The organism is Lysinibacillus sp. VIII_CA, assembly GCF_049943995.1.
Taxonomy (GTDB): domain Bacteria; phylum Bacillota; class Bacilli; order Bacillales_A; family Planococcaceae; genus Lysinibacillus; species Lysinibacillus pinottii.
Window position 1 is genome coordinate 9388 of the sequence record NZ_JBNFXM010000004.1, and the last position, 26164, is coordinate 35551.

The following is a 26164-nucleotide window of genomic DNA, read 5'->3' on the forward strand; positions in this document are numbered from 1 at the left end:
GTAGAGGCAGGCACACTAACGAAAGAAGAAGGCATGAAGCAGCTTGATGCAGCGCTAGGTATAAAAGGAGATAAAAAAGCTGTAACTAAACCAGCGAACTTTGATGAAATCTCAAAAGAAAAGGTGCAAGCCATTTTTGACCAAGTAGAGGCAGGCACACTAACGAAAGAAGAAGGCATGAAGCAACTTGATGCAGCGCTAGGCATAAAAGGACATAAAAAAGCTGTAACTAAACCAGCGAACTTTGATGAAATCTCAAAAGAAAAGGTGCAGGCTATTTTTGACCAAGTAGAGGCAGGCACACTAACGAAAGAAGAAGGCATGAAGCAGCTTGATGCAGCGCTAGGTATAAAAGGAGATAAAAAGGCTGTAACTAAACCAGCGAATGCTGATGAAATCTCAAAAGAAAAGGTGCAGGCTATTTTTGACCAAGTAGAGGCAGGCACACTAACGAAAGAAGAAGGCATGAAGCAACTTGATGCAGCGCTAGGCATTAAGGAAGATAAAAATAAAGTGAGTGGTCCAGCGAGTAAACCTGTAAAGTAGCTTTCAATAAACCTTAAAAACAGAGAAACTATCCATTGTTAGCCAACAGGCAATCTGACATTTAGGGAATAAAAGTAAAAGTGACAGTATAGAAGCACCAATACATTTGTAGTTTTCACTTGTATTGGTGCTTTTTAAATTGAGAAAAATATGATTTCTCATCTTATAGATGATGATGAAAAGCACATTGCTTTAACGAAAGAAAACGAACTGTTTTCAGATTTCCTTCAACAGTTACGTATTTCTCGATTATCTAATTTTTGCTTTATTACCGTTTGTGATTTCTAGTCACCCTAAAAAAGCTTCATGCCCAAGCTAATCGACAAGAGGTCGTAGTTTTCAGTATAACCTGCTATTCTATCAATTGAACGGTTCTTTGAACAGCTATCTATTTTTGTTAAAACTACTTATTACTTTAACCTAACTATTCACACACTTTATTTCATGGTGAAGCCTAATGATTCAATTATGATAGGTGTTCCTCTAAATAGAGTACCATTGTAAGGAGTAATGGTTAAGGCAGTATCTGATATTGTATAAATACCGCCCTCTTGCATGACAGCATTAATATACAGATTGACGTAGCCATTTGGTGAAAAAATCACAAATTCAGTAATGGGATCTGTATGATCATTCCAAAAGAGAGTTGCAGGCAAGGTTGCTCCGTTTGTTAAATCAAGATCGCTTGTTAGAATGTAAAAATATCTATTAATCGTTGGAATTATTATACCTTCTGGGACAATTTCGATGGGAGGAACGATTGGACCGTTAGTGGCTTTTATACGGGGCCAAATAAATTGCTCCTCATTGCTACAATCACAGCTTCCATTGTTTATTCGACCATGTTTAGGGTTGACCATGTGTTATCACACTCCATTCTTGTAAAATTAACCTTTGCCCCCAATTCGTTTACTATAAAATATGAAGAAAATAAAATTCAAGCTAGTTGAGCATCTATCATTCCATAAGGTTTCTTTCAGATAACCATGTTTTTTTAACAATACTAGTCAAATTGAAGCGTTGGCATACATGCCTTTTACCGTAAATTAGTGTTATACTTTGCTAGTTGAATAAGGTAGAATACTAATTATGAATAATTAACGAAAAAGGGGTTACTGGTTTCATGAAAGATTTTGATCAACAATTGGAGGGGCTACTAAAGCAAGCCGCTTTGCAATACATAATATATCAGCATAATGGTGATACGGAGCGCATGGATAAAACATCACTTTTTGCTCGAAAAATTCAGCAAAAAGAGTATGTGATTGGTTTTGCAGGCCATTTCTCAGCCGGGAAGTCGAGTATGATTAATGCGTTGTCTGGCGAGAATTTATTAGCATCAAGTCCGATTCCAACAAGTGCAAATATCGTTAAAGTGCATAAATCAGAAGAAGACTTTGCAGTTGTTTATATGCACAAGGAAAAGCCTGTTAAATTTGAGGCAGGCTATGATTTTAAAACGGTAAAAGAGCTTAGTAAAAATGGGGATTTGGTATCTCAAATAGAAATTGGCCATAGCGCATCAACATTACCGTTTGGTGTTACAGTGATGGATACACCTGGAGTAGACTCAACAGATGATGCTCACCGCATGTCGACGGAATCTGCACTCCATATTGCCGATATCGTATTCTATACAATGGACTACAACCATGTGCAATCGGAGTTAAATTTCCAATTTACGAAGCAATTAATGAAATATAATCCAAATGTTTATTTGATTGTTAATATGATTGACAAGCATAAAGAAAATGAATTGAGCTTTGAAGAGTTTAAAGCAACGGTTCATAATTCCTTTGCGGCATGGGGCGTTGTGCCGAAAGGTGTATTTTTCACATCTTTGAGAGAGCCTGAGCACCCACATAACGATTTTGAAGCCGTAAAGAAAATTGTTATGGATAGTATGAACGATTGGCAGGACCAGCTTGTCCAAACAGCAACAAATACATTGCGTTTATTGCAAAGTGAGCATGATAACTATTTAATAGAAGAAAGACAGGATCGTTTAGCGATTGATGACGAAATTTTAAGTGCGGATGACTGGGCACACCATCAAGATATTTTAGAGCAATACAATAAATTAAATCGTCAGGTTGAATTATTCTCTGTTGAGGCGTGGAACGAAACATTTGAGGAGCAACGTAAAGAATTGCTTGCCAATGCTGCGATTATGCCAGCCGACTTGCGTGATCGCTTACGTCTTTATTTAGAAAGTATGCAGGAGGGCTTTAAGGTAGGGGGGCTCTTTACTGCGAAGAAAAAAACAGAGGAAGAGCGGAACCGTCGTAAAGAAGATGCTTATAATGCTTATCAAAATGTCGTCCATGCGCAAATTACAGGGCATTTAAAGGGCCTTATGAAAAAAGCATTAAAGGACGTGGGTGCTTTAAATGAGGAACGTGCCTCAGCTATTGATGCTTATCCGTTTGACTTACCATTTGCATTGATTGAGCAGCAAGTTCAAGCAGGTGCACTGTTAACAGGTGATGCGGTATTAAACTTCGCCAATCGTGTGGCAGAGGCAACAAAGCGTTATTTTATTCAGGAAACAGATAGCTGGAAAAAAGCACAAGCGACAACATTAGAAGCAGTGGCAACAGAAACAGCTGCTCCTTCGAAATTAAAAATGGCAGGCATGCAGGATAAAGTGGATGCTATTAAGGCCGTACTTGAAATCGAGGGTTACCAACAATATAGTGCGAGCATTATGCATCAAGCGAGCAATGAAATCCGGAACGTAGCGAATGATCAGTTAACAAATTGGGAAAATTCCTTTAAACAGGATTTAGCAGAGATTCGTTTGTTTGATGAATCCATGCTACAACCAAAAGAACAAGTCATTCAGGAAGAAGCAGTGCAGCAAGCAGTTAGTGCAACGAGTTTGCCAATCGATGGCGTTATTAATCGTGCCCTGCATACCGCCAATGCTGTAAAAGAAGTACAAGGCTTTGCTGAAGTTGCTCAATATCTTGAAAATAAAGTGGAACGATTACAGAAAAAAGATTTTACCATCGCTTTGTTTGGGGCTTTTAGTGCTGGGAAGTCATCCTTTTCTAATGCATTAATGGGGGCGAAGGTATTACCTGTATCGCCAAACCCAACAACTGCAGCTATCAATAAAATTCGTCCTGTATCGCCTGAGCATCCACATGAAACAGCCGATGTACAGCTTAAAACAGCTGAGCAAATGTTAGAGGATATTCAAGGGTCCTATGCAGCGATTGGTTTATCTGTCCAGTCATTAGAGGAAGCATATAATCGTGCTGACGAAGGGCTTGCAGTACAGTTGACAGATGAGCGTTTAAATGTGCACAAATCATTTATTCGTGCTTATAAGGAAGGGTATCCAACGTTTAAGTCTGAGCTTGGTACTATTATTCGTGTGGATCGCGTTGAATTTGAAAAATTTGTCGCGCAAGAAAATAAATCATGCTTTGTGGACAATATCGATTTCTATTATGATAGTCCATTAACGCGCATGGGCGTTACACTTGTGGATACTCCAGGAGCAGACTCTATAAATGCTCGTCATACAGGTGTAGCCTTTGAATATATTCGGAATGCCGATGCCATCCTATTTATTACGTATTATAATCATGCTTTTGCCAAAGCTGACCGTGAGTTTTTAATTCAGCTTGGTCGTGTAAAAGATGCCTTTGAGCTTGATAAAATGTTCTTTATTGTGAATGCTATTGATTTAGCAACAACGGATGAAGAGCAGGAAGATGTAAAAGGCTATGTACGTTCAGAATTACAGCGATTTGGTATTCGTTTCCCGAGACTGTATGGTGTATCGAGTCTTTTAGCGTTAAAGGAGAAGGTGGAAGGTTCAGATTTAACATCAGGCATGCCACCGTTTGAAAACGACTTCCATACATTTTTAAATGATGAATTGAGTGCATTAGCAGTGCAGGCTCTTGCGGAGGAAGTTGACAAAACAGAGCAACGCTTAGCGGATTTAATTGCACAAACGGAGGAAAACCTCAAACGTAAAGACGAGCGCTTAGAGGAATTAACAGTACTTGAAAAGCATGTGCAATCCAAGTTTAGTGTAATCAATACAAGTATGCTGGAAAGTGAGACAAAGCAAGAGCTTGATGAGCTTCTCTATTATGTTCTACAACGTGTCTACTATCGTTACCCTGAATTCTTTAAGGAAGGATACAATCCTTCAACATTTGCGGCCATGCCAGCACAGCAGGCGTTGGAACATGCGTTGAAGGAAGTGATGCAAAGCTTACGTTTTGACTTTACACAGGAAATGCGTGTGACAAACTTCCGTTTATCACAGTTTATAAGCAAAAAAATGCAGCACCGATTTAAGGATGAAGTACGGGAGCTAAAAGAGCTTAACCGTAGCTTCTCGTTCTTAGCATTTGAATCTTCTGAGCCAAATTTACTTGATTTTGAAGGCCCATTTGGTGATATTTCGAAATATACTAGCGTAAAATCTCACTTCCGTAATCAAAAAGCTTTCTTTGAGAAGAATGAAAAAGTGAAGCTGAGCGATGCGTTAGAAGCATTAACAAAGCCGGATGCCCAGGATTATTTAGATGCACAGAAAGTTTCTCTCATGACTTGGGCCATTACGTTTATTGCAGAGGAAGCAGAAAAATTACGTTTATATATTTATCATCAAGCGCTTGAGCAAATTGAAACAGAGCGATTGGCGCTTCAAGAAGAAAGCCGTTTAGCTTCTTGGAAAGCGATTTACGCACAATTACAAAACGCATGAGGTGATTCCTATGGGAAAAGTATTCAAATCAGTAGATGAAATTCAGTTTGATGGTGTCCGTTTTATCGATGCTCGTTTTGATTTACAAGACAAAGAAGCTGGAAAAAAAGCATTTGAAGAAGGTCATGCAACAGGAGCAATCCATATGGATTTAGAGCAGCAGCTATCTGATATGGACAGTCAAGACGGTCGTCACCCAATGCCGAACAAAGAAAAATTGACATCAGTATTTCAAGAATTAGGCTTACGTTATGAAGATCAAATCGTTATCTATGATCAAGGAGCAGCACCTTTCGCTCCACGTGCTTGGTGGATGCTGACGTATGCTGGTTTCCCAAATGTTGTCATTGTTAACGGGGGAGCATCGGCATTGGAAACGAAAGTGCCATTTACAAAAGACGTCGTAAAATACCCACCAACAATCATTGATTTTGATTGGAAGGATGAGCTGTATGCACCACGCCAAGCAGTAAAGGCGATTGTGGACGGAGAAGTGAAAGCAACTTTACTCGATGCTCGTGCGGCTGAGCGTTATCGTGGGGAAGTCGAGCCATTAGATAAAGTAGCAGGTCATATACCAACAGCAAAAAACTTTGACTGGGAGCAATTAAAGAAAGATGGACAATTGCAGGCTAACGATGCATTGCGTCAAAAAGTTGCACCAGATGAACATGTGGTTGTCTACTGTGGCAGTGGTGTAACCGCATCCTCGCTTTATGCCGTATTAGCAGATGAAGGCTATGAAAACATTCAGTTATACGTAGGTAGCTTTAGTGATTGGATTACACAATATGAGGTTGAAAAAGGTACAAATGAATAAGGGTTAAAGCAAAAACGCTCACTTTGGTGGGCGTTTTTTTGGTGGTGGATCGGGTGCGGGGGAAAGTGATCGATAGAAGTGGGAAAGTGGCGGATAGGAAGGAGAAACTGACGGATAGGATAACAAAAGTGACGGATAGAATAACAAAAGTGACGGATAGAGCGGAAAAAGAGCTGTCTAGCTTGCTTGATATACGTAGGTAGGGCTGAATCCTGGAACGGACGGATAGAAAGGAGAAAGTGACGGATAGGATGCCAAAAGTGGCGGATAGGAAGCTGAAACTGGGGGATAGAAAGCCAAAACCGACGGATAGAGCCAAAAAAGCGTCTCCCGTCTAGCTCGCTCGAAACAAATAGATAGAGTTACTGAATCTATGGCTCAAATGCCAAAACAAACGGATAGCCAACCCTTAAAAAAGCCGATCGAATTCAAAATGACTCACCATTCATTTTATGCTACACTCTTTTAAAAGGGGGAAAGTGGATGTTTAAACGTGAGACGAGCATAGGAGTTCAACGCCATGGTGATGTACAATGTGCACTTGGAAAGGTAGCTGTTCAGGGGTTTGGTATGAGTGTGTATAGCTTTTTTGTTGATGGCTTATTAATCGATACAGGCTCAAATTCGCTGGCACAGGAGTTTCAATCATTTTTTAAGGAGCTACCAATGGAGCAAATTGCCCTTACTCATTCGCATGAGGATCATGCGGGCAATGCCGCCTGGCTTCAACAGCAAATGGATATTCCTATTTATCTTCACCGTGAATCTCTTCAGGCTTGTACGAAGAAGGGTGATTATCCTTTGTACCGTCAAGCATTATGGGGGGAGCGGCCAGCTTTTCTAGCGCAGCCAATAGGCACTACATTGCAAACAAAAACAGCTGTCTGGGACGTTATTGAAACACCTGGGCATACGACAGATCATCTGGCCTTCTATAATCGTCAATCAGGTGCTATGTTCACTGGAGATTTATACATTCAAACGAAAACGAAGGTAGTACTCGATGAAGAAAATATTGTACATACCTTAGCATCGTTAAAAAAATTATTAACCTATGATTTTAACGAAGTTTATTGTTGTCATGCAGGCTATTTAACAGATGGCAGAAATAGAATACTAGAAAAAATAGCGTATATTGAAGAAATGGAAGAGAAGGTTCGTCACTTGTTTGTACAAGGTTATTCAGTAGAGGAGATGACGTCCAATATTTTCCCTCGAGAGTATCCCATTATTAAAGTGTCTGGCGATCAATGGTCTTCTAAGCATATAATCAGAGCATTTATTCGTCATTTTACTGAAGAGTCCTTGCAATAGGGCTCTTTTTTTGTTGGGCTTAAATGCGGTAACAGCAATAGTAAAAAACTTTGTGAAAAAATGTGAATAAATTGTGACAAACTCACTTGGCTCAATGGATACGCTTACAAAAGTTTGTGAAAAAATTCTCTTTTACACAAGAAAAATACTATGTGAAATATTGAACAGCTTGAAAGGCGATAGTTGTACATTTTCCAATATTCATCATTATGATATTAACTATTTTAAAATAATTGATTGTGAAAAGTTTAATTTGACAGAAAGGCGTGTGTGAAGTCTTGTAATGCTGTGTTTTCGAAATGAAAAATAAATTGACAGAAAATTCGTTGACTATATTTTCACAAAGTAATATGATTCTAAAATATAATGAAAAACAAAGGGAAAAGGATGGGATGGAATGGACGTCATGAAGAAAGCTTTAGAAATGCATGCACATTATAGCGGTAAATTAGAGGTGATTTCAAAAGTTCCAGTACAGGATTCTTATGATTTAAGTCTTGCTTATTCACCTGGAGTGGCTGCACCATGTGTGGAAATTGAAAGAAACCCATCGCTGGTTTATGACTATACAATGAAGGGGAATATGGTGGCAGTTGTGTCAGATGGTACGGCAGTTTTAGGATTAGGGGATATTGGTCCTAAAGCTGCATTACCAGTTATGGAAGGGAAAGCGATTTTATTAAAGCGTTTTGCCAATGTTGATGCTTTTCCAATATGTTTAGATACAAAAAGTACGGATGAAATCGTCAGCATTGTGAAGGCGCTTGCTCCGACGTTTGGGGCGGTGAATTTAGAGGATATTTCAGCACCTAGATGTTTTGAAATTGAGGATCGACTGCGTCAGGAATGTGATATACCAGTATTCCATGATGATCAGCACGGTACAGCTATTGTAGTAGGTGCCGCTATGATTAATGCGAATCGTATTGTGCAAAAGGATATTGCGACAATGAAGGTCGTCATCAATGGCGCTGGGGCAGCAGGGATTGCTATTTTACGAATCCTTGTGCAAATGGGCTATAAAAATATTTTTATGTGTGATACAAAAGGTATTATTTATGAGGGACGTAAAGAGGGGATGAATCCAATTAAAGAGGCGGTTGCTCATTTGACAAATCCAGAGAAAATACATGGTACGTTGAGTGAGGCGCTCGTTGGTGCGGATGTTTTTATTGGTGTTTCGGTTGCCAATCTATTAACAGAGGGGCATATTGCGTCTATGAATGAAAACCCGGTGGTCTTTGCATTAGCTAACCCAAATCCAGAAATTACGTATGAAAATGCCAAGGCGTGGGGAGTTCGTGTAATGGGTACGGGTCGTTCGGATTATCCGAATCAAATTAACAATGTCCTGGCGTTCCCTGGCATTTTCCGTGGCGCATTAGATGTACGTGCTACGGATATCAATGAAACCATGAAACTAGCTGCTGTGGAAGCAATAGCTTCACTTGTTAGTGATGAAGAGCTTACGGAGGAATATATTGTTCCTAAGTCATTAGATGAACGTGTTGTTGCCATTGTCTCTCGTGCAGTTAGCGGTGCAGCGGTCGAATCTGGAGTCTCGGAACTGTTCCAACAAACTACAGCGCTAACAGTTTAACAAATTACAGATATCGAAATATGGCAAATGTAGAAAAGTAAAGAAATGCTTTTCTACATTTTTTTATCGAATTTGCTCGAAAAATGTTGTTGTTTGGTTTTTTATGTAATAAAATTGGTGAGTATAAGGTAATGACTTGTGCAATGGATTGAAAAGTATAAATACATAATTTTGCAATGTTTTTGAAACGAAATAGGTCTTAAGTCTATTTAAAGAGGAGAAAAAATACATGAATACATTCGTTCCATTTAGATCTATTAAAGGCAAACTGATTGCTTTCTCTTTATTGCTTTTAATGATTCCCTTGATTATTTTAGGCTATCTAAGCTATCAACAAAGTAAATCAAATTTAGAGTCGGTGGGAAAAGAAAACTTAAGAAACAGTGTGGAAATGACCATTGCCATGATTGAACAGTTTAATCAAGAGGTAGAGGCAGGTAATTTAACTTTAGAAGAAGCACAAGAGAAAGTGAAGGTCGCTATTTTAGGGAAAAAGGATAATGAAGGAAAGCGACCTATTAATAAAAATATTAAACTAGGTGAGAATGGTTATATCTTTGTTGTAGACCAAAAGGGGACCTCTATTGCACATCCGAACATAGAGGGAAATAATGTCTGGGATGAACAGGATGATAATGGAGTTAAGTATATGCAAGAAATCATTGCCAAGGGGAATGAAGGTGGTGGATTTGTCTCCTATTCGTGGCCATTACCAAATTCAGATCAACTAGAGGATAAAGGGGTCTATGCAGAAACTGATCCGTATTGGGGATGGGTTATTGGTGCCAGTACCTATTTAGCAGACTTTAATAAACCAGCGGAGAGTATTTTGAAATTAACGATGATTGTAATTGGTGTCGCTATTATTATTGGGATATTAGTTATTTGGCAGTATGCAAGTAGTATGGCTAAACCTATCAACCGAGTGGTCCAAGCGATGGAGCGATTTGCAGAGGGTGATTTGACGCAAGAAAGTATGTCTATTCGCTCAAAAGACGAAATTGGCAAACTGGCAAACGCTATGAATCAAATGCAATCTAAATTGAAGGACATGATACACAATATTGCTCAAGCATCTGATTTAATTAATACTTCTAGTAAGGAGCTTTCACAATCGGCCAATGAAGTAAATATGGGTGCAGAGCAAGTGGCGATAACAATGAATGAATTAGCATCTGGGGCAGAAGGACAAGCACATCATTCGAACGAATTAACTTCCCTGATGGAACGTTTTACTGCGGATTTGCGTGAAACAAATCAGTATGGTGAGCATATTCATCAATCTTCTTTTGAAGTGTTAGGCTTAACCAATGAAGGAAGTCAGCTCATGACATCTTCGAATTCTCAAATGAAAAAGATTGATAGTATTGTACAAAATGCAGTAGAGAAAGTAAAAAATTTAGATGCCCAAGCACAGGAAATTTCTAAATTGGTGGTGGTCATTAAAGATATTGCCAATCAAACCAATTTATTAGCTTTAAATGCCGCGATTGAAGCTGCTAGGGCAGGTGAACATGGCAAGGGATTTGCGGTGGTTGCGGATGAAGTACGCAAGCTTGCTGAACAAGTAGGCTATTCAGTCAATGATATTACAACAATTGTAGCAAATATTCAGCAAGATTTTGATGTTGTTACGAGCTCATTAGAGGATGGCTATCAGGAGGTAAAAGAAGGGACAACTCAAATTAAAGCTACGAGTGAAACGTTTACGACGATTAGTGATTCTATTAATGATGTTGTAGAAAGTGTTCAATTGATTTCCAAAAATTTATCAAAAGTAACGGAAGATGGTCAAAAAATGAATAGTGCTATTCAAGAAATAGCTGCGGTCGCAGAAGAATCTGCAGCAGGTGTGGAGCAAACGACAGCGACAACAGAACAGACAAGTAGCTCAATGGAGGTTATGGCGGGGAAATCAGCCCAATTATCAACATTGGCTATAGAATTAAAGACATTGGTTGCCCAATTTAAACTGTAAAAAAATCTCCCACTCTCTTAAATGAGAGGGGAGATTTTTTACATCATGCCTACTCCGATAGCCCCAACTAGGATAATGAAGAATAGAACGAAGAACAAGATGAATAAAATAATTCCTGGAATAAAGATCGTGAAAAAGGCCATCCAATTAGTGATTTGGTGTGCTTCTGCTACCACACCGACAGAAATGACGAAAGACCAAATAGTGACAACAATAGAAGCTAAAATGGCTGGCCAAAAAATCCATGGCAGTGAGCCCATAAAGTTTGGATCTAATAAGGATTCCGGAGAAGTGATTAACCAGATTAAATAAAATGGAATAAGCACTATAAATGGTACAGCTGTAAGGCTCAGCCCTTTAAATAAGTCTGAATACGTACCAGTACCCTTAAATAGCTTACCAAATAGCCATGTGATGAGAGCGGATATAGCTGTCCCAATAATACCAGCGATTGGAGCAAAAATTACACACAGTAAAGTCAATAACCAAGGGGAAAGTTCAGTGAAAAACTCCGAATCCGTCAGCCCTGACATGATAGAGCCGATATAACCGATGGACATAATCAAAATAGCAAAGCCGATTGATTTTTCGTTAATCATATAGCGAGCGGTTTGCTTTGGATGTAACCAAACGGATATAAACGGATTCATCTTTGGCCTTTCTTCATTTTGTGTGTCATTAAAATTTTCCATTAAACTACCTCCAAAATAATAGAATAATTGCATGTTACGCATAGTTAGTATACGAGCGACCCAGTGAAAAGTTTCGTAGAAAGTAAAAATAAGTTATTTTCATGACAAAAGAGCCGCACAACGGCGACTCTTCTTAGTTACTTAGTATAATTTTTTCAAGCTCTAATGGTTCAATATATTGCTCACCTTTGTAAGCACGCATATTACCACCAGAAATTTCATCGATTAATAAAATTTCATTAGTTTGGGCATCACGGCCGAATTCCAATTTAATGTCATAAAGCGTTAAGCCCTTTTTAGCAAGCTCAGTTCCTACAAATTTAGAAATTTCAATTGTACGTTGTTTTAAAATGGCATATTCTTCGTGTGTTAACAGGTTTAACATAGCTAATGCATCTTCAGAGATTGGAGGATCTTGGCGATCATCATCTTTAATGGTAACTTCCACAAAGGCATCAAGATCTTGGCCTTCCTGCGCATAGGCGCCGTAGCGTCGTAGGAATGAGCCAACTGCCTTAAAGCGGCAAATTACTTCTAAACCGTTCCCGAACACTGTTGCAGGTTTTACAGTCATTGTTGCATCATCAAAGTTTGCATCTACATAGTGAGTAGGAACACCTTGTTCATTTAATTTAGAATAGAAATAAGAAGTTAAGCGTAAACCCGCTAAGCCAGCACCATCCATTGTTAAGCCAACCGTATTAGCGCCTGGGTCGAACACGCCGTTTTCACCTGTTACATCGTCTTTAAATTTTAATAAATAATGACCGTCTTCTAATCTGAACACATTCTTCGTTTTCCCTGTATACAATAATTCCACAAAAAACCCTCCAATATTCATAGTACTCTAAAATTATAACACGAATATTTTAAATATTTAATATGAAAAATGTTCGTTTTGTGTGTTTATTTATATCATTTATTGCTGATTTGCAATAAAAAACAAGGTGATAACGAATAATCGTCATCACCTTGTGTGTTTGAAATGCTTCGTAACTGGGTGGTGGATTTATGCTAGATTGCTAGGTCAGTAATTAATAAATGCCTTCAGTAAGCATTCCATCTGCCACCTTAATAAAGCCAGCGATGTTTGCACCCATAACTAAGTTGCCAGGGAAGCCGTATTTTTCAGCAGCAGCTTTACTATCTGAATAAATATCTTTCATAATTTGATGAAGTTTCGCATCTACTTCTTCAAATGACCAAAATACGCGGCTTGAATCTTGTGCCATTTCAAGAGCAGATACAGCAACTCCTCCAGCATTCGCTGCTTTTGCTGGTCCGAATAATACACCTGCATTTAAGAATTCATTAATTGCTTCAAGATCAGAAGGCATGTTGGCACCTTCACCAATCGCTTTGACCCCATTAGAAATTAATGTACGAGCTGATTCACCATTAATTTCGTTTTGAGTTGCACATGGTAGAGCAATGTCACAAGGAATTGTCCAAATGCCAGTGCAGCCATTAGTAAAAGTAGCATTTGGTCGGTAACTTACGTAAGTTGAAATACGATCACCTTTTACTTCTTTGATTTCTTTAATGACATCTAAATCTAAGCCTTCTGGGTCATAAATATAGCCTGAGGAATCAGAGCAAGCAACTACTTTTGCGCCGTATTGCTGTGCTTTCTCAATTGCATACGTCGAAACGTTTCCAGAACCAGAAACGACCACAGTTTTTCCTTCAAATGAATCATTCACATCTTTTAACATCTCATTAACGAAATAAACTGTACCGTAACCCGTTGCCTCTTTACGTGCTAAAGAGCCACCATACCCAGGAGTTTTCCCAGTTAATACACCTGATTCACTAGCTTTCGTTAAACGTTTATATTGCCCCCATAAATAACCTACTTCACGAGCGCCTACACCAATATCACCAGCAGGAACATCGACATCTGGACCAATATGACGGTATAATTCAGTCATGAACGCTTGGCAGAATCGCATGATTTCAGAATCTGATTTACCTTTCGGATCAAAGTTTGAGCCACCTTTACCACCACCGATTGGTTGGCCTGTTAAAGCATTTTTAAAGATTTGTTCAAAGCCAAGGAATTTAATGATGGATTCATTTACCGAAGGGTGGAAGCGTAGACCGCCTTTATAAGGCCCCATGACATTGCTATATTGTACACGATATCCACGATTTACTTGGACTTGATTATGATCATCTTGCCAAGCGACACGGAAGGAAATGATGCGATCAGGCTCAACAATACGTGATAAAATATTGGCCTTAATATATTCAGGATGTTGGACGAATACAGGTACTAATGAAATAAAAATTTCTTCAGCTGCTTGTAGAAACTCCGCTTGATGACAGTTCTGTTGTTTAAGTTGCTCGAATACGCCATCTACGTATTCTTTAGCTAATTGTTCATTGCTAACAGTTGTGATTGTCATAGTAAAACCCCCATTTAGTTGATAGGTGTATCGTATATTTATTTTTCAAACTATTCAATAAAATACTTTTTGAGTTTGTGAAAAATTGAGCAAGAGGGGTCATGTAAATATTATTTTAAAATAATTTATTGTATTAGTATTCATCTAATTATGAGAAAGGAATGATGCCTTATTGTGAAGGTTCTTATAGATGCTGATGCCTGTCCAGTAGTGGATTTGGCGCTATCTGTATCATCTGAGTTTGAGATTGAAACTATCTTATTTTGCGATACATCCCACCGTGTGGAACGTGATAATGTAATAACAATTATTGTACCGAAAGGTCCTGATTCGGTTGATTTTACGCTAGTGAACGCGCTTTCAAAACATGATATTGTCATTACACAGGATTACGGGCTTGCGGCAATGGTTTTAGCAAGAGGAGGGTATCCTATTGATCAAAATGGACGAGAAATGTCTAATGAAAATATCGAACGTTTGCTCGATATGCGTCATGTCGGTCAAAAAATTCGAAGGGCAGGTGGACGTACCAAGGGCCCTAAAAAAAGGACACAAGAAAACAATATTTCGTTTGAAATGAAATTTCGACAAATTTGTGAACGAGCGATTTCTGCACAAAAAATGGAGGATTCTACAGGTGAAAAATGAACTTAAACATGATTTTTTAGAGCAGTTTCCACAGTTGAAATTGATGGCGGCAAAAGATACTGTACTTTGGGAAAATACAAATAGAGTGAAGAATCCGGCAACATCGCTTTTTACTATGGAAGAAGTGGAGGAGGCAGAGGAAACGTTACAACGCTTTTCCGCATATTTAAAGCTGGCGTTCCCTGAGCTTGTGGCAAGTAATGGATTAATCGAATCAGGTATTCAAGAAATCCCTGCTATGAAAGGTGCGATTGAGAATAAATATGGTGTGCTTATAGAAGGTCAGTTACTTTTAAAATCCGATCATGCTTTACCTATCTCAGGTTCCATCAAGGCGCGTGGAGGCATTTATGAGGTCTTAAAGCATGCTGAAAGGCTGGCGCTGGCGAGTGGAAAGCTCCAAAAAATAGATGATTATGGGCGTTTAGCATCTGCGGAGTTTCAATCCTTCTTTCAGCAATACACCATCGCAGTTGGCTCTACAGGAAATTTAGGCTTAAGTATCGGCATTATGGGCAAGAAGCTCGGCTTTAATGTCGTTGTACATATGTCGAGTGATGCCAAGGAATGGAAAAAAGCTTTACTCAGAGAAAAAGGTGCCACGGTTGTTGAATATGAGGGTGATTACAGTGCTGCCGTTGAACAGGGACGCCAAGAAGCAGAATTAGATCCGATGTGTCATTTCATTGATGATGAAAACTCTAAGGATTTGTTTGCTGGCTATGCAGTCGCAGCAATGCGTTTAAAAGGGCAATTAGAACATATGAATGTGCCAGTCAGTGCTACAAACCCATTGTTTGTTTATTTACCATGTGGGGTAGGAGGAGGACCAGGTGGAGTTGCCTATGGATTACGAGAACTATTTGGTGAACATGTGCATATTTTCTTTGCGGAGCCCGTGGCATCTCCTTGCATGACGCTAGGCTTAATGACTGGACTTCATGATGCTATTAGCGTAGAGGATATTGAATTAGACAATAAAACCGAAGCAGATGGTCTGGCAGTGGGCCGCGCCTCCAAGTTTGTAGGAAAAGTAATGGAGACGTATATAAGCGGCTGCTATACAGTGACGGATGAAGAATTGTTTACCTCATTAGGTTTAGCAATGGATAGCGAAAAATTATTTTTAGAGCCATCCGCACATGCGGGAATGTTTGGACCGATTCGATTAATGAAAAACGGGCAAAGCTATTTGGAAAAGCATAACTTAGCGGACAAAATGGAACAGGCAACACATCTGATTTGGGCAACAGGAGGGAGTATGGTCCCTGATAGCATGCGTGCCACGTATTTAGCTAAGAGCAGAGATTTAGTTTAACAATGACCATACTTTTTGTTTAAAAAAGAGAAGGTATTACCCAAATCAAGCTATTCAAAGCACAAAAACAGGTGAAGAAAAATGCTTCACCTGTTTTCTTATTAACGTTGCAATGCTTTACGTTGAGCTGCTAAATATACCTCTTGAGCGGCAAGGACACCTGCGCCTGGCTGGAAGTCATAAGCGAAGTCTTGAAGCGCGGCCTCCAATAAGGATACAGCTTGTAGGATATCACTTGGGAAGCAGTAGCCCATATGGCCAAATCTGAAAATTTTACCTTGTAGGTGACCAAGGCCACCTGCAAAATCTAGGTGATATTGCTGCTTAAGGTGTGTTAAGAATTCACCAAGCTCAATTCCCTTTGGTGCCATAATAGCTGTAATGGTAGGGGAGGCATATTGATCTTCAGTTAAGAGCTCGATGTGTAATGCTTTCATAGCGCTACGTACCATGTTTTTCATGAGTTCATGACGGGCAATTGTTTGCTGGAAGCCACCTTCCTGTTCAATTAACTGACAAACCTCATGCAGGCCATCAATAAGCGTGATAGCAGGAGTATTTGGCGTCATCCCCTTTTCAGCCCAACTACGATAACTTAATAGATTTAAATAATAGGCTGGCGTTTGATTATCTTCAATGACTTGCCAAGCTCTTTCGCTCACACTGACAAGAGAGAGTCCAGGCGGTAGCATCATCGCTTTTTGAGAGCCTGTCACGAGAATATCAATACCCCAAGCATCCATTTCAGCCGGCGCGCCACCGATGCAGCTTACGCCATCCACGATAACGAGTGCATCTGTTTCGTCTTGAATCACTTGTGCTAATTCAGCAACAGGGTTTAAAATGCCTGTAGAAGTTTCGTTATATGTGATAAAAACCGCTTTGATATTTTGTAATGGCTGTAAAAATGCCCGTAGCTCCTCAGGTGTGCAAGCTTGTCCCCACTCTTTTTCAAGCTTATGTACATGGAAGCCGTATTGCTCGCAAATGGAAACGAAATAGTCACCGAATGCCCCGACCGTAATGACCACAACTTCCTCACCAGCGGCAACCGTATTGACTGCCGCAGCTTCTAGTGCAGCTGTCCCGCCCGATGGCAAGAGTAAAATCTCCTGTGTCGTGCCAAAGACAGGCTTTACCGCCTCAATCGTTTTTCGGTATAATTCTACAAATTCTTGACTCCGATGACTAAAAATATCCCGACTCATCGCTAGCTGAACTCTCTTTGGAATCGGTGTCGGCCCCGGATGTCTTAAAATATTTTCATACATATTATCAATCCCCTTTACTTGACAGAAATTCAAAATTTTCTAACTATAATAATAACATACTTTTTGTAGGGACTAGCTGCTTTTTGAATAAATAATGGAAGAGGTTAGTATAAAGCTATCATTTGAAAAGGAGACCAAGGATATGGAAACAGTGATGCACTACCCATTTGTCTATTTTTTGTACGACCACAATCAGGTGCTTGTATATACAATTCAAACGCTCGATTCCATTACATTAGCAAATGTTGTGGAAAATGGAGAATGGGAGAGGTAGGAGCTTCCGCCATCAGAGCCATTTACAACATTTCGGCATGAACAAAGTGATCCTAAAGAGGGATGGTCTTTTTGGGCTGCGGCGGAACACCTTAGCTATTTGGTAGACACCATTAATGATTACATTCAGCTTCAAAGAAACAGGATGACGACAACTGCCCGAGTTGCACATATTGTTTGCTCAGAATCTGCAGCTGGCTCCTTACGAGTGGAACTTGCTCCGCCTAAATATGTCACATTGGCTTTCCTGAGGATTTGTCTATAGGACCGCTGTGGAAGCTTGATGAAGAAAGAGGACAAGCATTCCGCCAAAAGTGGTTAATGGAAAATATTAACGATGAGATGGATGACTTTGTTGGTCCTACTAAAATAAGAGATGCCATTCGAGAGATACGTGATATCCCTAGTCACCTACCTATCTATATTTGGTGTGGGGACCATATAGAAGAACAATGTGGGCTTCGGTTTTTCCTCTATGTATTGCGTGATCAGCACAATGAAATATTTCTTATACATTCAAATGGACAGCAAGTGATCGAACGTCAGTGGAATCCAAATCTGTATGATATAAAGAGATTATCAGTAAAGGGACGTCAAAAATTTCTACAGCAATGGGAAGGTTTGGCATAATCAACAGCAGTACTTCGTCAATGGGAGCATCAGCATATTCAAGAGGTGCCTGAAAATTTTTATGACTCTTTCATCGTGAAGAGGCTAAAAGAAATGCATCAGGAGCAGGGACATGTGGATTTTATTCAAACTGGAACATTTCTTTTAGAGCTACTTGCTAGCATGGAGAAACAGCCAAACATCTTTTATTTAGAATATAGAATCCGATATTTAGTTTATAATGGCACTCTAGTATTAAAAGGAATTCCTAAATCTATGCGGCATTATTATGTGAAACTACGCCAAAAAACCTCTTTAGTCTGAAGACTTAAAGAGGTTTTAAGATGGTGAACTAGGCTACGAATGGTTTGTTCATGCGCATTAAACCGTAAATAGCAAAGAACAGCCCGCCTGTAATAACCATTAGAATTGTGTAAAGTACAGCCTTACCAGTTTCACCACACCAGCGATAGAATAGGCGATATGTGAAATACAATGTAAAGCCCACCATACCTAGTGATGCGAGTATACCGATAACTGGTATAAACGAAACGATAAACAAGCCTGCATAAATAAGCGTATTTTTTAGAGCCGTTGCACGAATCGTTTCTCGATTATCTCCACCAGCAGTCAGTAGGAAAAGACTGTATACATTAATAATAGGAATCCAAGCAATATAGGCTACATCTCCAAAACCATTTGTTTTAGATGTCATAAAATAAATTAGTGCACTAATAATGTAGGCGATTAGCCCAAGAACTAGAGATGCTAAAATTAGGATAAGAAATAAGCCTCCCATGGCTGCATCTAAATCAGAGTTATAATAATTATAGTCCATCAGAAAAACCTCCCTTCTTAAGAAAATACCTCCTAATGATACCAATCCTATTATGTTTAATCTACAAGCATTTATATGTAATTTTTAGTAGCAATCACACAAATGTACTAGAAAGAAAATGTCCATTATTTCTTTTATGATGATTTTTTGAGTAATGAAGGAAAGAAATGCAAAAAATATCCCTGGGAAAATTATTGTGCTAGTGTTGGAGAATCATTTTTTTAATTTTTCATCGTTTACTATTCGCAAATATTACTATCCTATGTTTGTAGTGGTACCTGACATGCCAGCCTATTCACAAAAAAGTCACCTTCCTATATAGAAAGGTGACCATTTTACATGTATTACATGAATTTGGCGATATGCTCGAGCTCAATACGTGAAGAATTATAGGCAGGGGCTGCTGCTTTACCAATCGCAATTAAAATAACGGGTACGATATGGTCAGCTAATTCAAAATGTTTGGCGAAGGCTTCTTTGTTAAAACCACCCATTGGTACTGTATCATAGCCCATGTCTTTTGCTAAAAGCATGATTTGCATGGAAATTAGACCAGCATCAAATGTAACGATATTTTTTAAAATCTCCTGAGGAAGCTGAGAATACAAGTTCATAGAATTAGTTATCATTAAATCCTTAGTTGCTTCATTAATATAACCAAGATCGTAATTTTTTGTAAAGATTGACTCCGCATTTTCGTACATTTTTGTATCGCCTAGCACAGCAATAACAGCTGAGGAAGTTTCCACTTGTTCTTGATTGTTAGCAATGGCACGTAACTCTTTTTTTATTACTTCATCTTGAATGACGATAAAGCGCCATGGCTGTAAGTTACTTGAAGATGGCGCAGAAGTGGCTTCTGTTAGTAATTCTTCTAGTTGTTCTTGAGGGATTTTATAATTTTCGTCGTATTTACGAACAGATTTACGGTCATGCATAACTTTATTTATATTGCTTTTTGTCACTGTCATCATTTTGACTCCTTCATTATAAGTTGCGTGTTTACTATACGATAAATGAACTCAAATTCCAAGTAAATTGCTCGAATTAGAGAGTCTTGAATGAAGGATTTCTGATGAGAGGATGATTGCCTGAATGTCATGACGCACCAAACTCGAAATTTGCAAGGAGAAACAACTGAATTTTTTCATGCTTTAGATAGAATTTATCTTTTAGAAAAAATGTAGAGGAGTGCTTTATGGAGAAGTTGATTGAACGGAGTGGGTGTTTTCTGTGCGAAGCAAAGCAGCTCCTCAATCTCCTTTAGTGGAAAACAGCGTCCTTTCTTCATTAAATGGTTAAAAGAAAAAAGACTATAGTTCCACTCAAATGTTTTTGAGGTTGTCTATAGTCCGAAGGGTAACACTTGCTATCTTAGTTTAAATGCTTCCCATTCTATATGGCTAGTAGGCGCGGACGATTTGAAGTGCTTTATCATTTTTTCGGGTCCACATAGATAAATACTTGTATGAGCTGGTATGGTCATCCGGTCAAAGGAAAGCCTGTCCTCCTCTGTTGTATCAATAAAGGTGACCGTAAATTTATCATTGGATTGCGCATAGTTCAGTAAAAAATCTTTATATACCATATTATCCACACCATGAAAGGAATAATATAAATCAATTTTCTTAGTAGGTTTTGTTTGTAAATAGGCTATGAACGGCGTAATGCCAATGCCACCAGCAACCCAAAGTTGTTGATTGGCTCCTTTGGCAAAGTCAAAATGGCCAAAAGGACCATCTATGGCAACAGGGGTGTTCAATTGTATTTGTTTGTAGACCTGCTTTGTAAAATCGCCGACTGCTTTGATCGTCACCCTAATTTTTTCTCCATCCCCACCAGAAATAGTGAAAGGATGGGGTGCTTTTTCAATGCCTTCCTGAAAGATTTTTAGAAAGATAAATTGTCCAGGTCGGTAATGAAGCTTTTTCGTAAGGGTCAGTTCTAATTCGATGACATGGATATTTAGTTTTTGAATGTTGGAAATAGAACCGTTATACCGGAAAAACATATCTTGATACATTGTCATCATATACAGGGCAGACATAAAACCAATAGTTGTTGTAAGAGCAGTGAAAATGCCCAATGCTGAGGGCTGTAATAAATCATATTCGCTCGAAAAATAAGTATGGTAAATACCCAATGTATAAGGAAGAAGCAAAAAGCGGTGTAACCAGCGCCAATGCTCATATTTTAAAAATTTTGCTAGGAATGCAAGGGCGATTAGGATGATAAATCCATATTGCGCGAGCTCTCCAAGCTCTTTCGCCCATTCACGAAAAGATGTTTGCGGGAGTTCTTGATCAGGAACCATCTTTTGCAATTGCCCATGGATTATGATAGAACCAAGTGAAAACATGGCCAATACTTTATGATAAAAATTTAAGCGCCCTAGCCCATTAAACCAACGCTCTAGTAGTTTCATTCTTGTTGAGAAAAGAAACACAAGGAAGAGTCCTGTAATCGCTAAGCCTCCAATAATATGAGCAAGCTTGTTCAGTGGATGAATGGGGGCAAGGGGGATAGCAAAATACCAAAGGCACGCACTACTGCCCATTACCAATATAATAAAAAGTAGTCCTCTATAAGCTTTCATAAATAACCTCCATCCCTATTTTTAACCATATACTTTATGGCTATACAATTATTGGATGAAAATATTTCAGATCGTACGTTCGGAATGTATGTTCCCTTTTGGGCGTATTTATGTTACATTAAGATGGTTCGCAAAATGCGTAAGAAGGGTGGAAGTACTTTATGCAAGGGAATACCCATATGGTTGGGGGCATTACAGCAAGTCTAGCCTTTGCACAAATTTCAAATGATAATCCGCTTGTTTTGGTAGGGGCAGGCGTTATCGGTGCATTACTTCCAGATATTTGCCATGGTGGTAGCAAAATCGGAAGGAAGCTTCCTATCATTTCAAAAATAGTTAATTCGCTGTTTGGGCATCGTTCCTTTACACATAGTTTGCTGTTTTTATTTTTGATTGGGATGCTACTACATACATTTATACCGTATAAGTCCGTTACAATAGGTATTTTATTAGGGATGGCAAGCCATGTTTTATTAGATATGGGGACCAAAAAGGGTGTAAAGCTATTTTTCCCAGTCTCCATTTCGGTGCGTCTACCGCTTACTACAAAAACAGGTAGTAAAGTGGAAAAAATAGTGTTTACATTGTTAACAATGCTGTCAGTCTTTTTTAGCTATGAAATCATTGTGCAGCTTCTTGCTACAAATTAAGGAAAGAAACCCACTAAAGTGTAAGACCCCCCGGTAGGTAGCAGTTTATTTAAGGGGAGTAATTTTTGTAAGCTTTGTTTGAGTTGAAGCTTTGTGCAAGCAGAAAGTATGCGTACCAATGGGAGATTGTCCGTAATTTTTATGGAGCTTTAAAAAATATCTGAAACTAGCGATTGACCTTTGCGTAACGCAAACCTTTATAAAGTGCTGCTCAAAAAGGAACCCCTGAACGAGAAAATTCTCATGCAGGGGTTTTATTGGTATTACATATTAATGGGTCATTCTAGAAATGAGAGCCGCCCATCAGTCTGCCTGTACCTCTTCAACGGTTTGCTCAACCTCTGTACGTGTTATTTTTTCACGACCGTCTTGCATGGCTTTTAATGTTTTATGCGCTAATGCAAGTGGTAATCGACAGAATAATAATACTGTGCGTTTATTAATATCTTTCATATAAAGATCAGCTTTCGCGAGATTTTCCTCTGCATAAGTAAATAAATCCTCGCGTGTCCAGCCGTCAGGAACGAAACTTACGCCACGCTCATCCATATCCTCATGCTGATTGCGTAAAATATTGACAGCCTGGAGACCTCGACCATAGCCAATTGCTAAATCGCGATCTGTTTGAATGTCTGCACCCCACGCCCAAAGCTCAGACAGCATTGTCCCAACAAGCCCTGCTACGTAGTATGTATAATCATCTAAATCCTCGCGTGTATGCACCTGCCAATTTGCTTTAGCCCACTTCGCCATACCAAAGGCCATTTCACTTGTAGAAGCTTGGACAATTTTTCGAGATTCCTCAGGGCAGAATGCTAGCCAATCTGCTAAGCGAAGGGTTACCTCAGGTAACTGTGCCGCATAAGGCGCTACCAATTCTTGATATGCCTCATTATTAAATGTGTCCTTTAAAAGGTCACTAGTTGCCGATAATAAATCAAACTTTACATCATTGGAAAGCTGTTCATGATCCTCTATTTCATCGATGGCACGCATCGCTAAATAGGCAGCTGCTACCGATACCTTTAAATCATTTTTTAAGAAAGTGATGGGTATATAAAAAGTGCGACTTGTATCTTTTAAAACCTGCATCGCTTCTTTATAAAGTCTTTTTTGATCTTTCACTTGTATTCCTCCGTTCAAATGGTTCCACATCTATAGTATATCGTATCGTAAAAATGGGGAAAGATAAAACAGATTGTTCATGAATATGGAGATATTCTTTGAAAACGGTTACTAAAAATGATATAGTTTAATAGTAAACTATTTAAACCTATACTTTTATTGTGGTCTAAAAGGGACGGTTTATACTAGTACGACAGACAAATTTCAAGTGAGAGGAAGTATAAAGTAATGGGACGTTTAAATAATAAAATTACAATGATTACAGGTGGAGCATCTGGAATGGGGGCAGCGATGGCAAAGTTGTTTGCACAAGAAGGTGCGACAGTCATTGTAGCAGATATTAACGAGGAGAACCTAGCGAAAATCTCAGAGCTCGAAAATGTAGAGGGCATGAAATTAGATGTTTCTTCTGACGAAAACTGGGCAGAAGTGACAAAAGCGATTGTCGAAAAATATGGTCGTATCGATATTTTAATTAACAATGCTGGTATTTCTTCAGAAAAAGGTCCAGATCAAATTACACAAGCGGACTGGTCCATCATGCACAATATCAATGCTTTTGGTCCATTCCTTGGCATTAAGCATGCGTCTAAATATATGAAGGAAGCAGGGAAGGGCTCAATCGTTAATACATCATCTTACACAGCCATTATTGGTGCAGGATTCAATGCATATACAGCATCTAAAGGCTCTTTACGTGCGATCGCTCGTGCAGCGGCTTCCGAGCTTGGTGCTTTCAATGTTCGTGTCAATACCGTATTCCCAGGTGTTATTGAAACACCGATGACAGCAAAATTATCGGAAGCAAAAGAAGCTATGGATATGTTAGTAAAAACTACGCCAATGGGTCGTCTTGGTCAACCAGAAGAAGTAGCGAATGCAATCTTATTTTTAGCATCCGATGAAGCTTCTTATATTACAGGTGCTGAGTTAGTTATTGATGGTGGTTATTCAGCACGTTAATTAATTGCATCGTAAAAGAAAGTGGAAATGCCTGTTTGCAAGCAGTGCATTTTCACTTTTTTTGTTTTTTTAGTAGAATGATGTTAAAGTATTATAATTCGTCAAGATTCACTTGTAGATGAGAAAAAAATTGATATTTTTCGTGATTTTTTTATGAATGTTTATGAAGTTATTGCACAATTATTTCAACAGCGTTAAAGTTTAGAAAGGGCGAAAATGTCATTACAAGATTTGGGGGACTGGACGAGGCGTTATCGTTTCGGACAATGACTAGTTAGTCAGGATTTTGGCACACCAAAACTCCTTGCAAAATCCTTGACACCAATGAAGGCATGGAACTTATTTAGTTGCCTGACTACTAGCGTAATGATCATTCGTAATAGATGAGGTTACGTAATAAACACAAAGGAGAATTGTATGCCAAAGGCTATAGGTATTGATGCAGGTGGCACATTGACAAAGGTTGCTTATTTAGATGAAGACAATGAACTTATTCTAACAACCTTCCCGTCAAATGATTTGCTATCTGTGAAAAATTGGATTATTGATCATCCAGATATTGAGGATATTGGTGTTACGGGGGGACGTACAGAACAATTACTTGATGTCATTAAAACAATGAAATCGATTCATTATATAGTAGAATTTGAAGCTACATTAAAAGGTGTTCGTTTTTTGTTAAATAAGGAAGGCTACTTGTTTGAACGTAGTATGATTACTAATATCGGAACGGGTACTTCTATACATTATATGGAAGATAATACACATATACGTGTTGGTGGGACAGGCGTTGGTGGCGGAACATTAATAGGATTGTCAGCGCTTACAACAGGCATTACAGATTATAATGAAATTCGTGAAATGGCTGCTAATGGTCATCGAGAAGGTATAGATTTATTAGTCAAAGACATTTATCAAGGAATGGATACACCCATTGATGGGCATTTAACTGCGAGTAATTTTGGTAAAGTGGGCATTACACAATCCATGAAGCATCCTGCTGAGGATATTATTGCAACTGTACAGGGACTTGTTGGTGAAGTGATTACAACATTAAGTATTCAATATGCTGAGGAAAAAAATACACAGCATATCGTTTATATTGGATCGACTCTCAGCAATAATGAACATCTTGCCCGCGTAATTGCCAATTATACACGCACGAAAAAGCATACACCTGTCTTTATTAATGATCATGGCTTTTCTGGAGCTGTGGGAGCATTGTTAAATATAACGGAATATACCATTGTCTAGAGACAGATTAGAATGAACATGACTAACTTGGGTTAGGGATGTTCATTTTTTTTTTTTACAAAAATGCCCGAAAAAAATACCTCATATAAACGCGAGTACCTGAGCAAATTATATGTAGGAGGTGATATCTGTGGGCAATCGAAATAATAAAAACAGCAAAAAAACCATGAATGCCAGAACGCATAATCCTTTTGGCACCTACAAAAGCAAAGACCTCGATAGAAGTAATAGTAATAATAACAACCCGAATGACAACTTGAATGAGGAGTTCGCGGCAGAGTTTGATGCGAAGGCCAAAAATAAAAACAATAAAACCAATCATGATAAAAATCAACAATCCAATAAAAAGAACTAATTATTTTTTGGAGGTGTAAGCAATGGCGAAGAAAAGGAAAACAAGCTTTAAAAAGAAAAAGAAAGAGGATACACATAAAAAGAATGATCGAGAAGAATACTCAGCTGAGTTTAACCAAGTCATTCATAATAATCCTCAACAGCCCAAACAATAAACAACGCTGCTCCATTA

The 26164-nt window shown here is 38.7% G+C and carries 24 protein-coding genes and 1 pseudogene; 16 read left to right on the forward strand and 9 right to left on the reverse strand.

Annotated features, from left to right (window positions below; all coding sequences use genetic code 11):
* Window positions 1-546, forward strand: a pseudogene (locus ACP3VS_RS07325) (hypothetical protein); the annotation flags it as partial.
* Between the two features lie 437 nt (window positions 547-983).
* On the opposite strand, the gene ACP3VS_RS07330 reads toward ACP3VS_RS07325, so the two are convergent.
* Entirely contained in the window at window positions 984-1406 is a 423-nt protein-coding gene (locus tag ACP3VS_RS07330) for a DUF4183 domain-containing protein (protein WP_036167813.1), read from the reverse strand.
* 263 nt (window positions 1407-1669) lie between these two features.
* Between ACP3VS_RS07330 and ACP3VS_RS07335 the strand changes: the two genes are divergently transcribed.
* The 5 genes from ACP3VS_RS07335 (at window position 1670) to ACP3VS_RS07355 (ending at window position 10993) form a co-directional block, all read left to right on the forward strand.
* Window positions 1670-5281: a dynamin family protein gene (locus tag ACP3VS_RS07335; protein ID WP_426388497.1), complete on the forward strand. Its 3612-nt coding sequence runs from the start codon at window positions 1670-1672 to the stop codon at window positions 5279-5281.
* Window positions 5282-5291: 10 nt separating this feature from the next.
* Complete coding sequence (locus tag ACP3VS_RS07340; RefSeq protein ID WP_426388498.1) at window positions 5292-6101, forward strand: sulfurtransferase; 810 nt, start codon at window positions 5292-5294, stop codon at window positions 6099-6101.
* A gap of 483 nt (window positions 6102-6584) precedes the next feature.
* On the forward strand, window positions 6585-7415 hold the full coding sequence (locus ACP3VS_RS07345; protein WP_031419480.1) for an MBL fold metallo-hydrolase: 831 nt from the start codon (window positions 6585-6587) through the stop codon (window positions 7413-7415).
* A 397-nt stretch (window positions 7416-7812) separates the two neighbouring features.
* The gene (locus ACP3VS_RS07350) at window positions 7813-9015 is read left to right on the forward strand and encodes an NAD(P)-dependent malic enzyme (RefSeq protein WP_031419482.1); all 1203 of its coding nucleotides are present in this window, start codon (window positions 7813-7815) and stop codon (window positions 9013-9015) included.
* A gap of 229 nt (window positions 9016-9244) precedes the next feature.
* Window positions 9245-10993: a methyl-accepting chemotaxis protein gene (locus tag ACP3VS_RS07355; protein ID WP_207889801.1), complete on the forward strand. Its 1749-nt coding sequence runs from the start codon at window positions 9245-9247 to the stop codon at window positions 10991-10993.
* Between the two features lie 38 nt (window positions 10994-11031).
* Here the strand turns inward: ACP3VS_RS07355 and ACP3VS_RS07360 are convergent, their stop codons facing one another.
* From ACP3VS_RS07360 to gdhA, 3 genes are all read right to left on the reverse strand, one after another.
* Window positions 11032-11685, reverse strand: a complete 654-nt coding sequence (locus tag ACP3VS_RS07360) for a Yip1 family protein (RefSeq protein WP_197224927.1) — start codon at window positions 11683-11685, stop codon at window positions 11032-11034.
* A gap of 133 nt (window positions 11686-11818) precedes the next feature.
* Window positions 11819-12505 carry a phosphoribosylaminoimidazolesuccinocarboxamide synthase gene (locus ACP3VS_RS07365; RefSeq protein ID WP_099805989.1) on the reverse strand — a complete coding sequence of 229 codons (687 nt, stop codon included), beginning with the start codon at window positions 12503-12505 and terminating at the stop codon, window positions 11819-11821.
* Between the two features lie 214 nt (window positions 12506-12719).
* Complete coding sequence (gene gdhA / locus ACP3VS_RS07370) at window positions 12720-14093, reverse strand: NADP-specific glutamate dehydrogenase (RefSeq protein ID WP_012293812.1); 1374 nt, start codon at window positions 14091-14093, stop codon at window positions 12720-12722.
* Between the two features lie 174 nt (window positions 14094-14267).
* Between gdhA and ACP3VS_RS07375 the strand changes: the two genes are divergently transcribed.
* Window positions 14268-14741 carry a YaiI/YqxD family protein gene (locus ACP3VS_RS07375; RefSeq protein WP_031419490.1) on the forward strand — a complete coding sequence of 158 codons (474 nt, stop codon included), beginning with the start codon at window positions 14268-14270 and terminating at the stop codon, window positions 14739-14741.
* Window positions 14731-16059: a D-serine ammonia-lyase gene (locus tag ACP3VS_RS07380; protein ID WP_012293814.1), complete on the forward strand. Its 1329-nt coding sequence runs from the start codon at window positions 14731-14733 to the stop codon at window positions 16057-16059. The genes ACP3VS_RS07375 and ACP3VS_RS07380 overlap by 11 nt, the downstream gene beginning before the upstream one ends.
* A 101-nt stretch (window positions 16060-16160) precedes the next feature.
* On the opposite strand, the gene ACP3VS_RS07385 is transcribed toward ACP3VS_RS07380, so the two are convergent.
* A complete protein-coding gene (locus ACP3VS_RS07385; RefSeq protein WP_031419494.1) occupies window positions 16161-17330 on the reverse strand; it encodes a pyridoxal-phosphate-dependent aminotransferase family protein in 1170 nt (389 codons plus the stop codon).
* 142 nt (window positions 17331-17472) lie between these two features.
* Between ACP3VS_RS07385 and ACP3VS_RS07390 the strand changes: the two genes are divergently transcribed.
* The 3 genes from ACP3VS_RS07390 (at window position 17473) to ACP3VS_RS07400 (ending at window position 18536) form a co-directional block, all read left to right on the forward strand.
* Window positions 17473-17604: a hypothetical protein gene (locus ACP3VS_RS07390; RefSeq protein ID WP_268988038.1), complete on the forward strand. Its 132-nt coding sequence runs from the start codon at window positions 17473-17475 to the stop codon at window positions 17602-17604.
* A 254-nt stretch (window positions 17605-17858) separates the two neighbouring features.
* Window positions 17859-18233 carry a DUF1835 domain-containing protein gene (locus tag ACP3VS_RS07395; protein WP_230586154.1) on the forward strand — a complete coding sequence of 125 codons (375 nt, stop codon included), beginning with the start codon at window positions 17859-17861 and terminating at the stop codon, window positions 18231-18233.
* A 45-nt stretch (window positions 18234-18278) separates the two neighbouring features.
* Entirely contained in the window at window positions 18279-18536 is a 258-nt protein-coding gene (locus tag ACP3VS_RS07400; protein WP_230586155.1) for a DUF3658 domain-containing protein, read from the forward strand.
* Window positions 18537-18564: 28 nt separating this feature from the next.
* Here the strand turns inward: ACP3VS_RS07400 and ACP3VS_RS07405 are convergent, their stop codons facing one another.
* From ACP3VS_RS07405 to ACP3VS_RS07415, 3 genes are all read right to left on the reverse strand, one after another.
* Window positions 18565-19050 (reverse strand): hypothetical protein, encoded by a 486-nt coding sequence (locus ACP3VS_RS07405; RefSeq protein WP_031419496.1) that lies wholly within the window; start codon window positions 19048-19050, stop codon window positions 18565-18567.
* Between the two features lie 344 nt (window positions 19051-19394).
* Complete coding sequence (locus tag ACP3VS_RS07410) at window positions 19395-20021, reverse strand: nitroreductase family protein (RefSeq protein ID WP_031419498.1); 627 nt, start codon at window positions 20019-20021, stop codon at window positions 19395-19397.
* A gap of 398 nt (window positions 20022-20419) precedes the next feature.
* Complete coding sequence (locus ACP3VS_RS07415) at window positions 20420-21646, reverse strand: ferredoxin reductase family protein (protein ID WP_426388499.1); 1227 nt, start codon at window positions 21644-21646, stop codon at window positions 20420-20422.
* A 161-nt stretch (window positions 21647-21807) separates the two neighbouring features.
* On the opposite strand from ACP3VS_RS07415, the gene ACP3VS_RS07420 reads away from it, so the two are divergent.
* A complete protein-coding gene (locus tag ACP3VS_RS07420) occupies window positions 21808-22296 on the forward strand; it encodes a metal-dependent hydrolase (RefSeq protein WP_012293821.1) in 489 nt (162 codons plus the stop codon).
* A gap of 303 nt (window positions 22297-22599) precedes the next feature.
* Here the strand turns inward: ACP3VS_RS07420 and ACP3VS_RS07425 are convergent, their stop codons facing one another.
* Entirely contained in the window at window positions 22600-23421 is an 822-nt protein-coding gene (locus ACP3VS_RS07425) for a squalene/phytoene synthase family protein (protein ID WP_080695181.1), read from the reverse strand.
* 228 nt (window positions 23422-23649) lie between these two features.
* Here ACP3VS_RS07425 and ACP3VS_RS07430 point away from each other — a divergent pair, with 228 nt between their 5' ends.
* The 4 genes from ACP3VS_RS07430 to ACP3VS_RS07445 all read left to right on the forward strand — a co-directional run bounded on the left by ACP3VS_RS07430 (window position 23650) and on the right by ACP3VS_RS07445 (window position 26147).
* Entirely contained in the window at window positions 23650-24384 is a 735-nt protein-coding gene (locus ACP3VS_RS07430) for an SDR family NAD(P)-dependent oxidoreductase (RefSeq protein WP_426388500.1), read from the forward strand.
* A 417-nt stretch (window positions 24385-24801) separates the two neighbouring features.
* Window positions 24802-25638 carry a type II pantothenate kinase gene (gene coaW / locus ACP3VS_RS07435; protein ID WP_012293825.1) on the forward strand — a complete coding sequence of 279 codons (837 nt, stop codon included), beginning with the start codon at window positions 24802-24804 and terminating at the stop codon, window positions 25636-25638.
* A 130-nt stretch (window positions 25639-25768) separates the two neighbouring features.
* On the forward strand, window positions 25769-25993 hold the full coding sequence (locus tag ACP3VS_RS07440; RefSeq protein ID WP_031419509.1) for a hypothetical protein: 225 nt from the start codon (window positions 25769-25771) through the stop codon (window positions 25991-25993).
* Between the two features lie 22 nt (window positions 25994-26015).
* A complete protein-coding gene (locus ACP3VS_RS07445) occupies window positions 26016-26147 on the forward strand; it encodes a hypothetical protein (protein ID WP_004269370.1) in 132 nt (43 codons plus the stop codon).
* The last annotated feature ends 17 nt before the right edge of the window (window positions 26148-26164 follow it).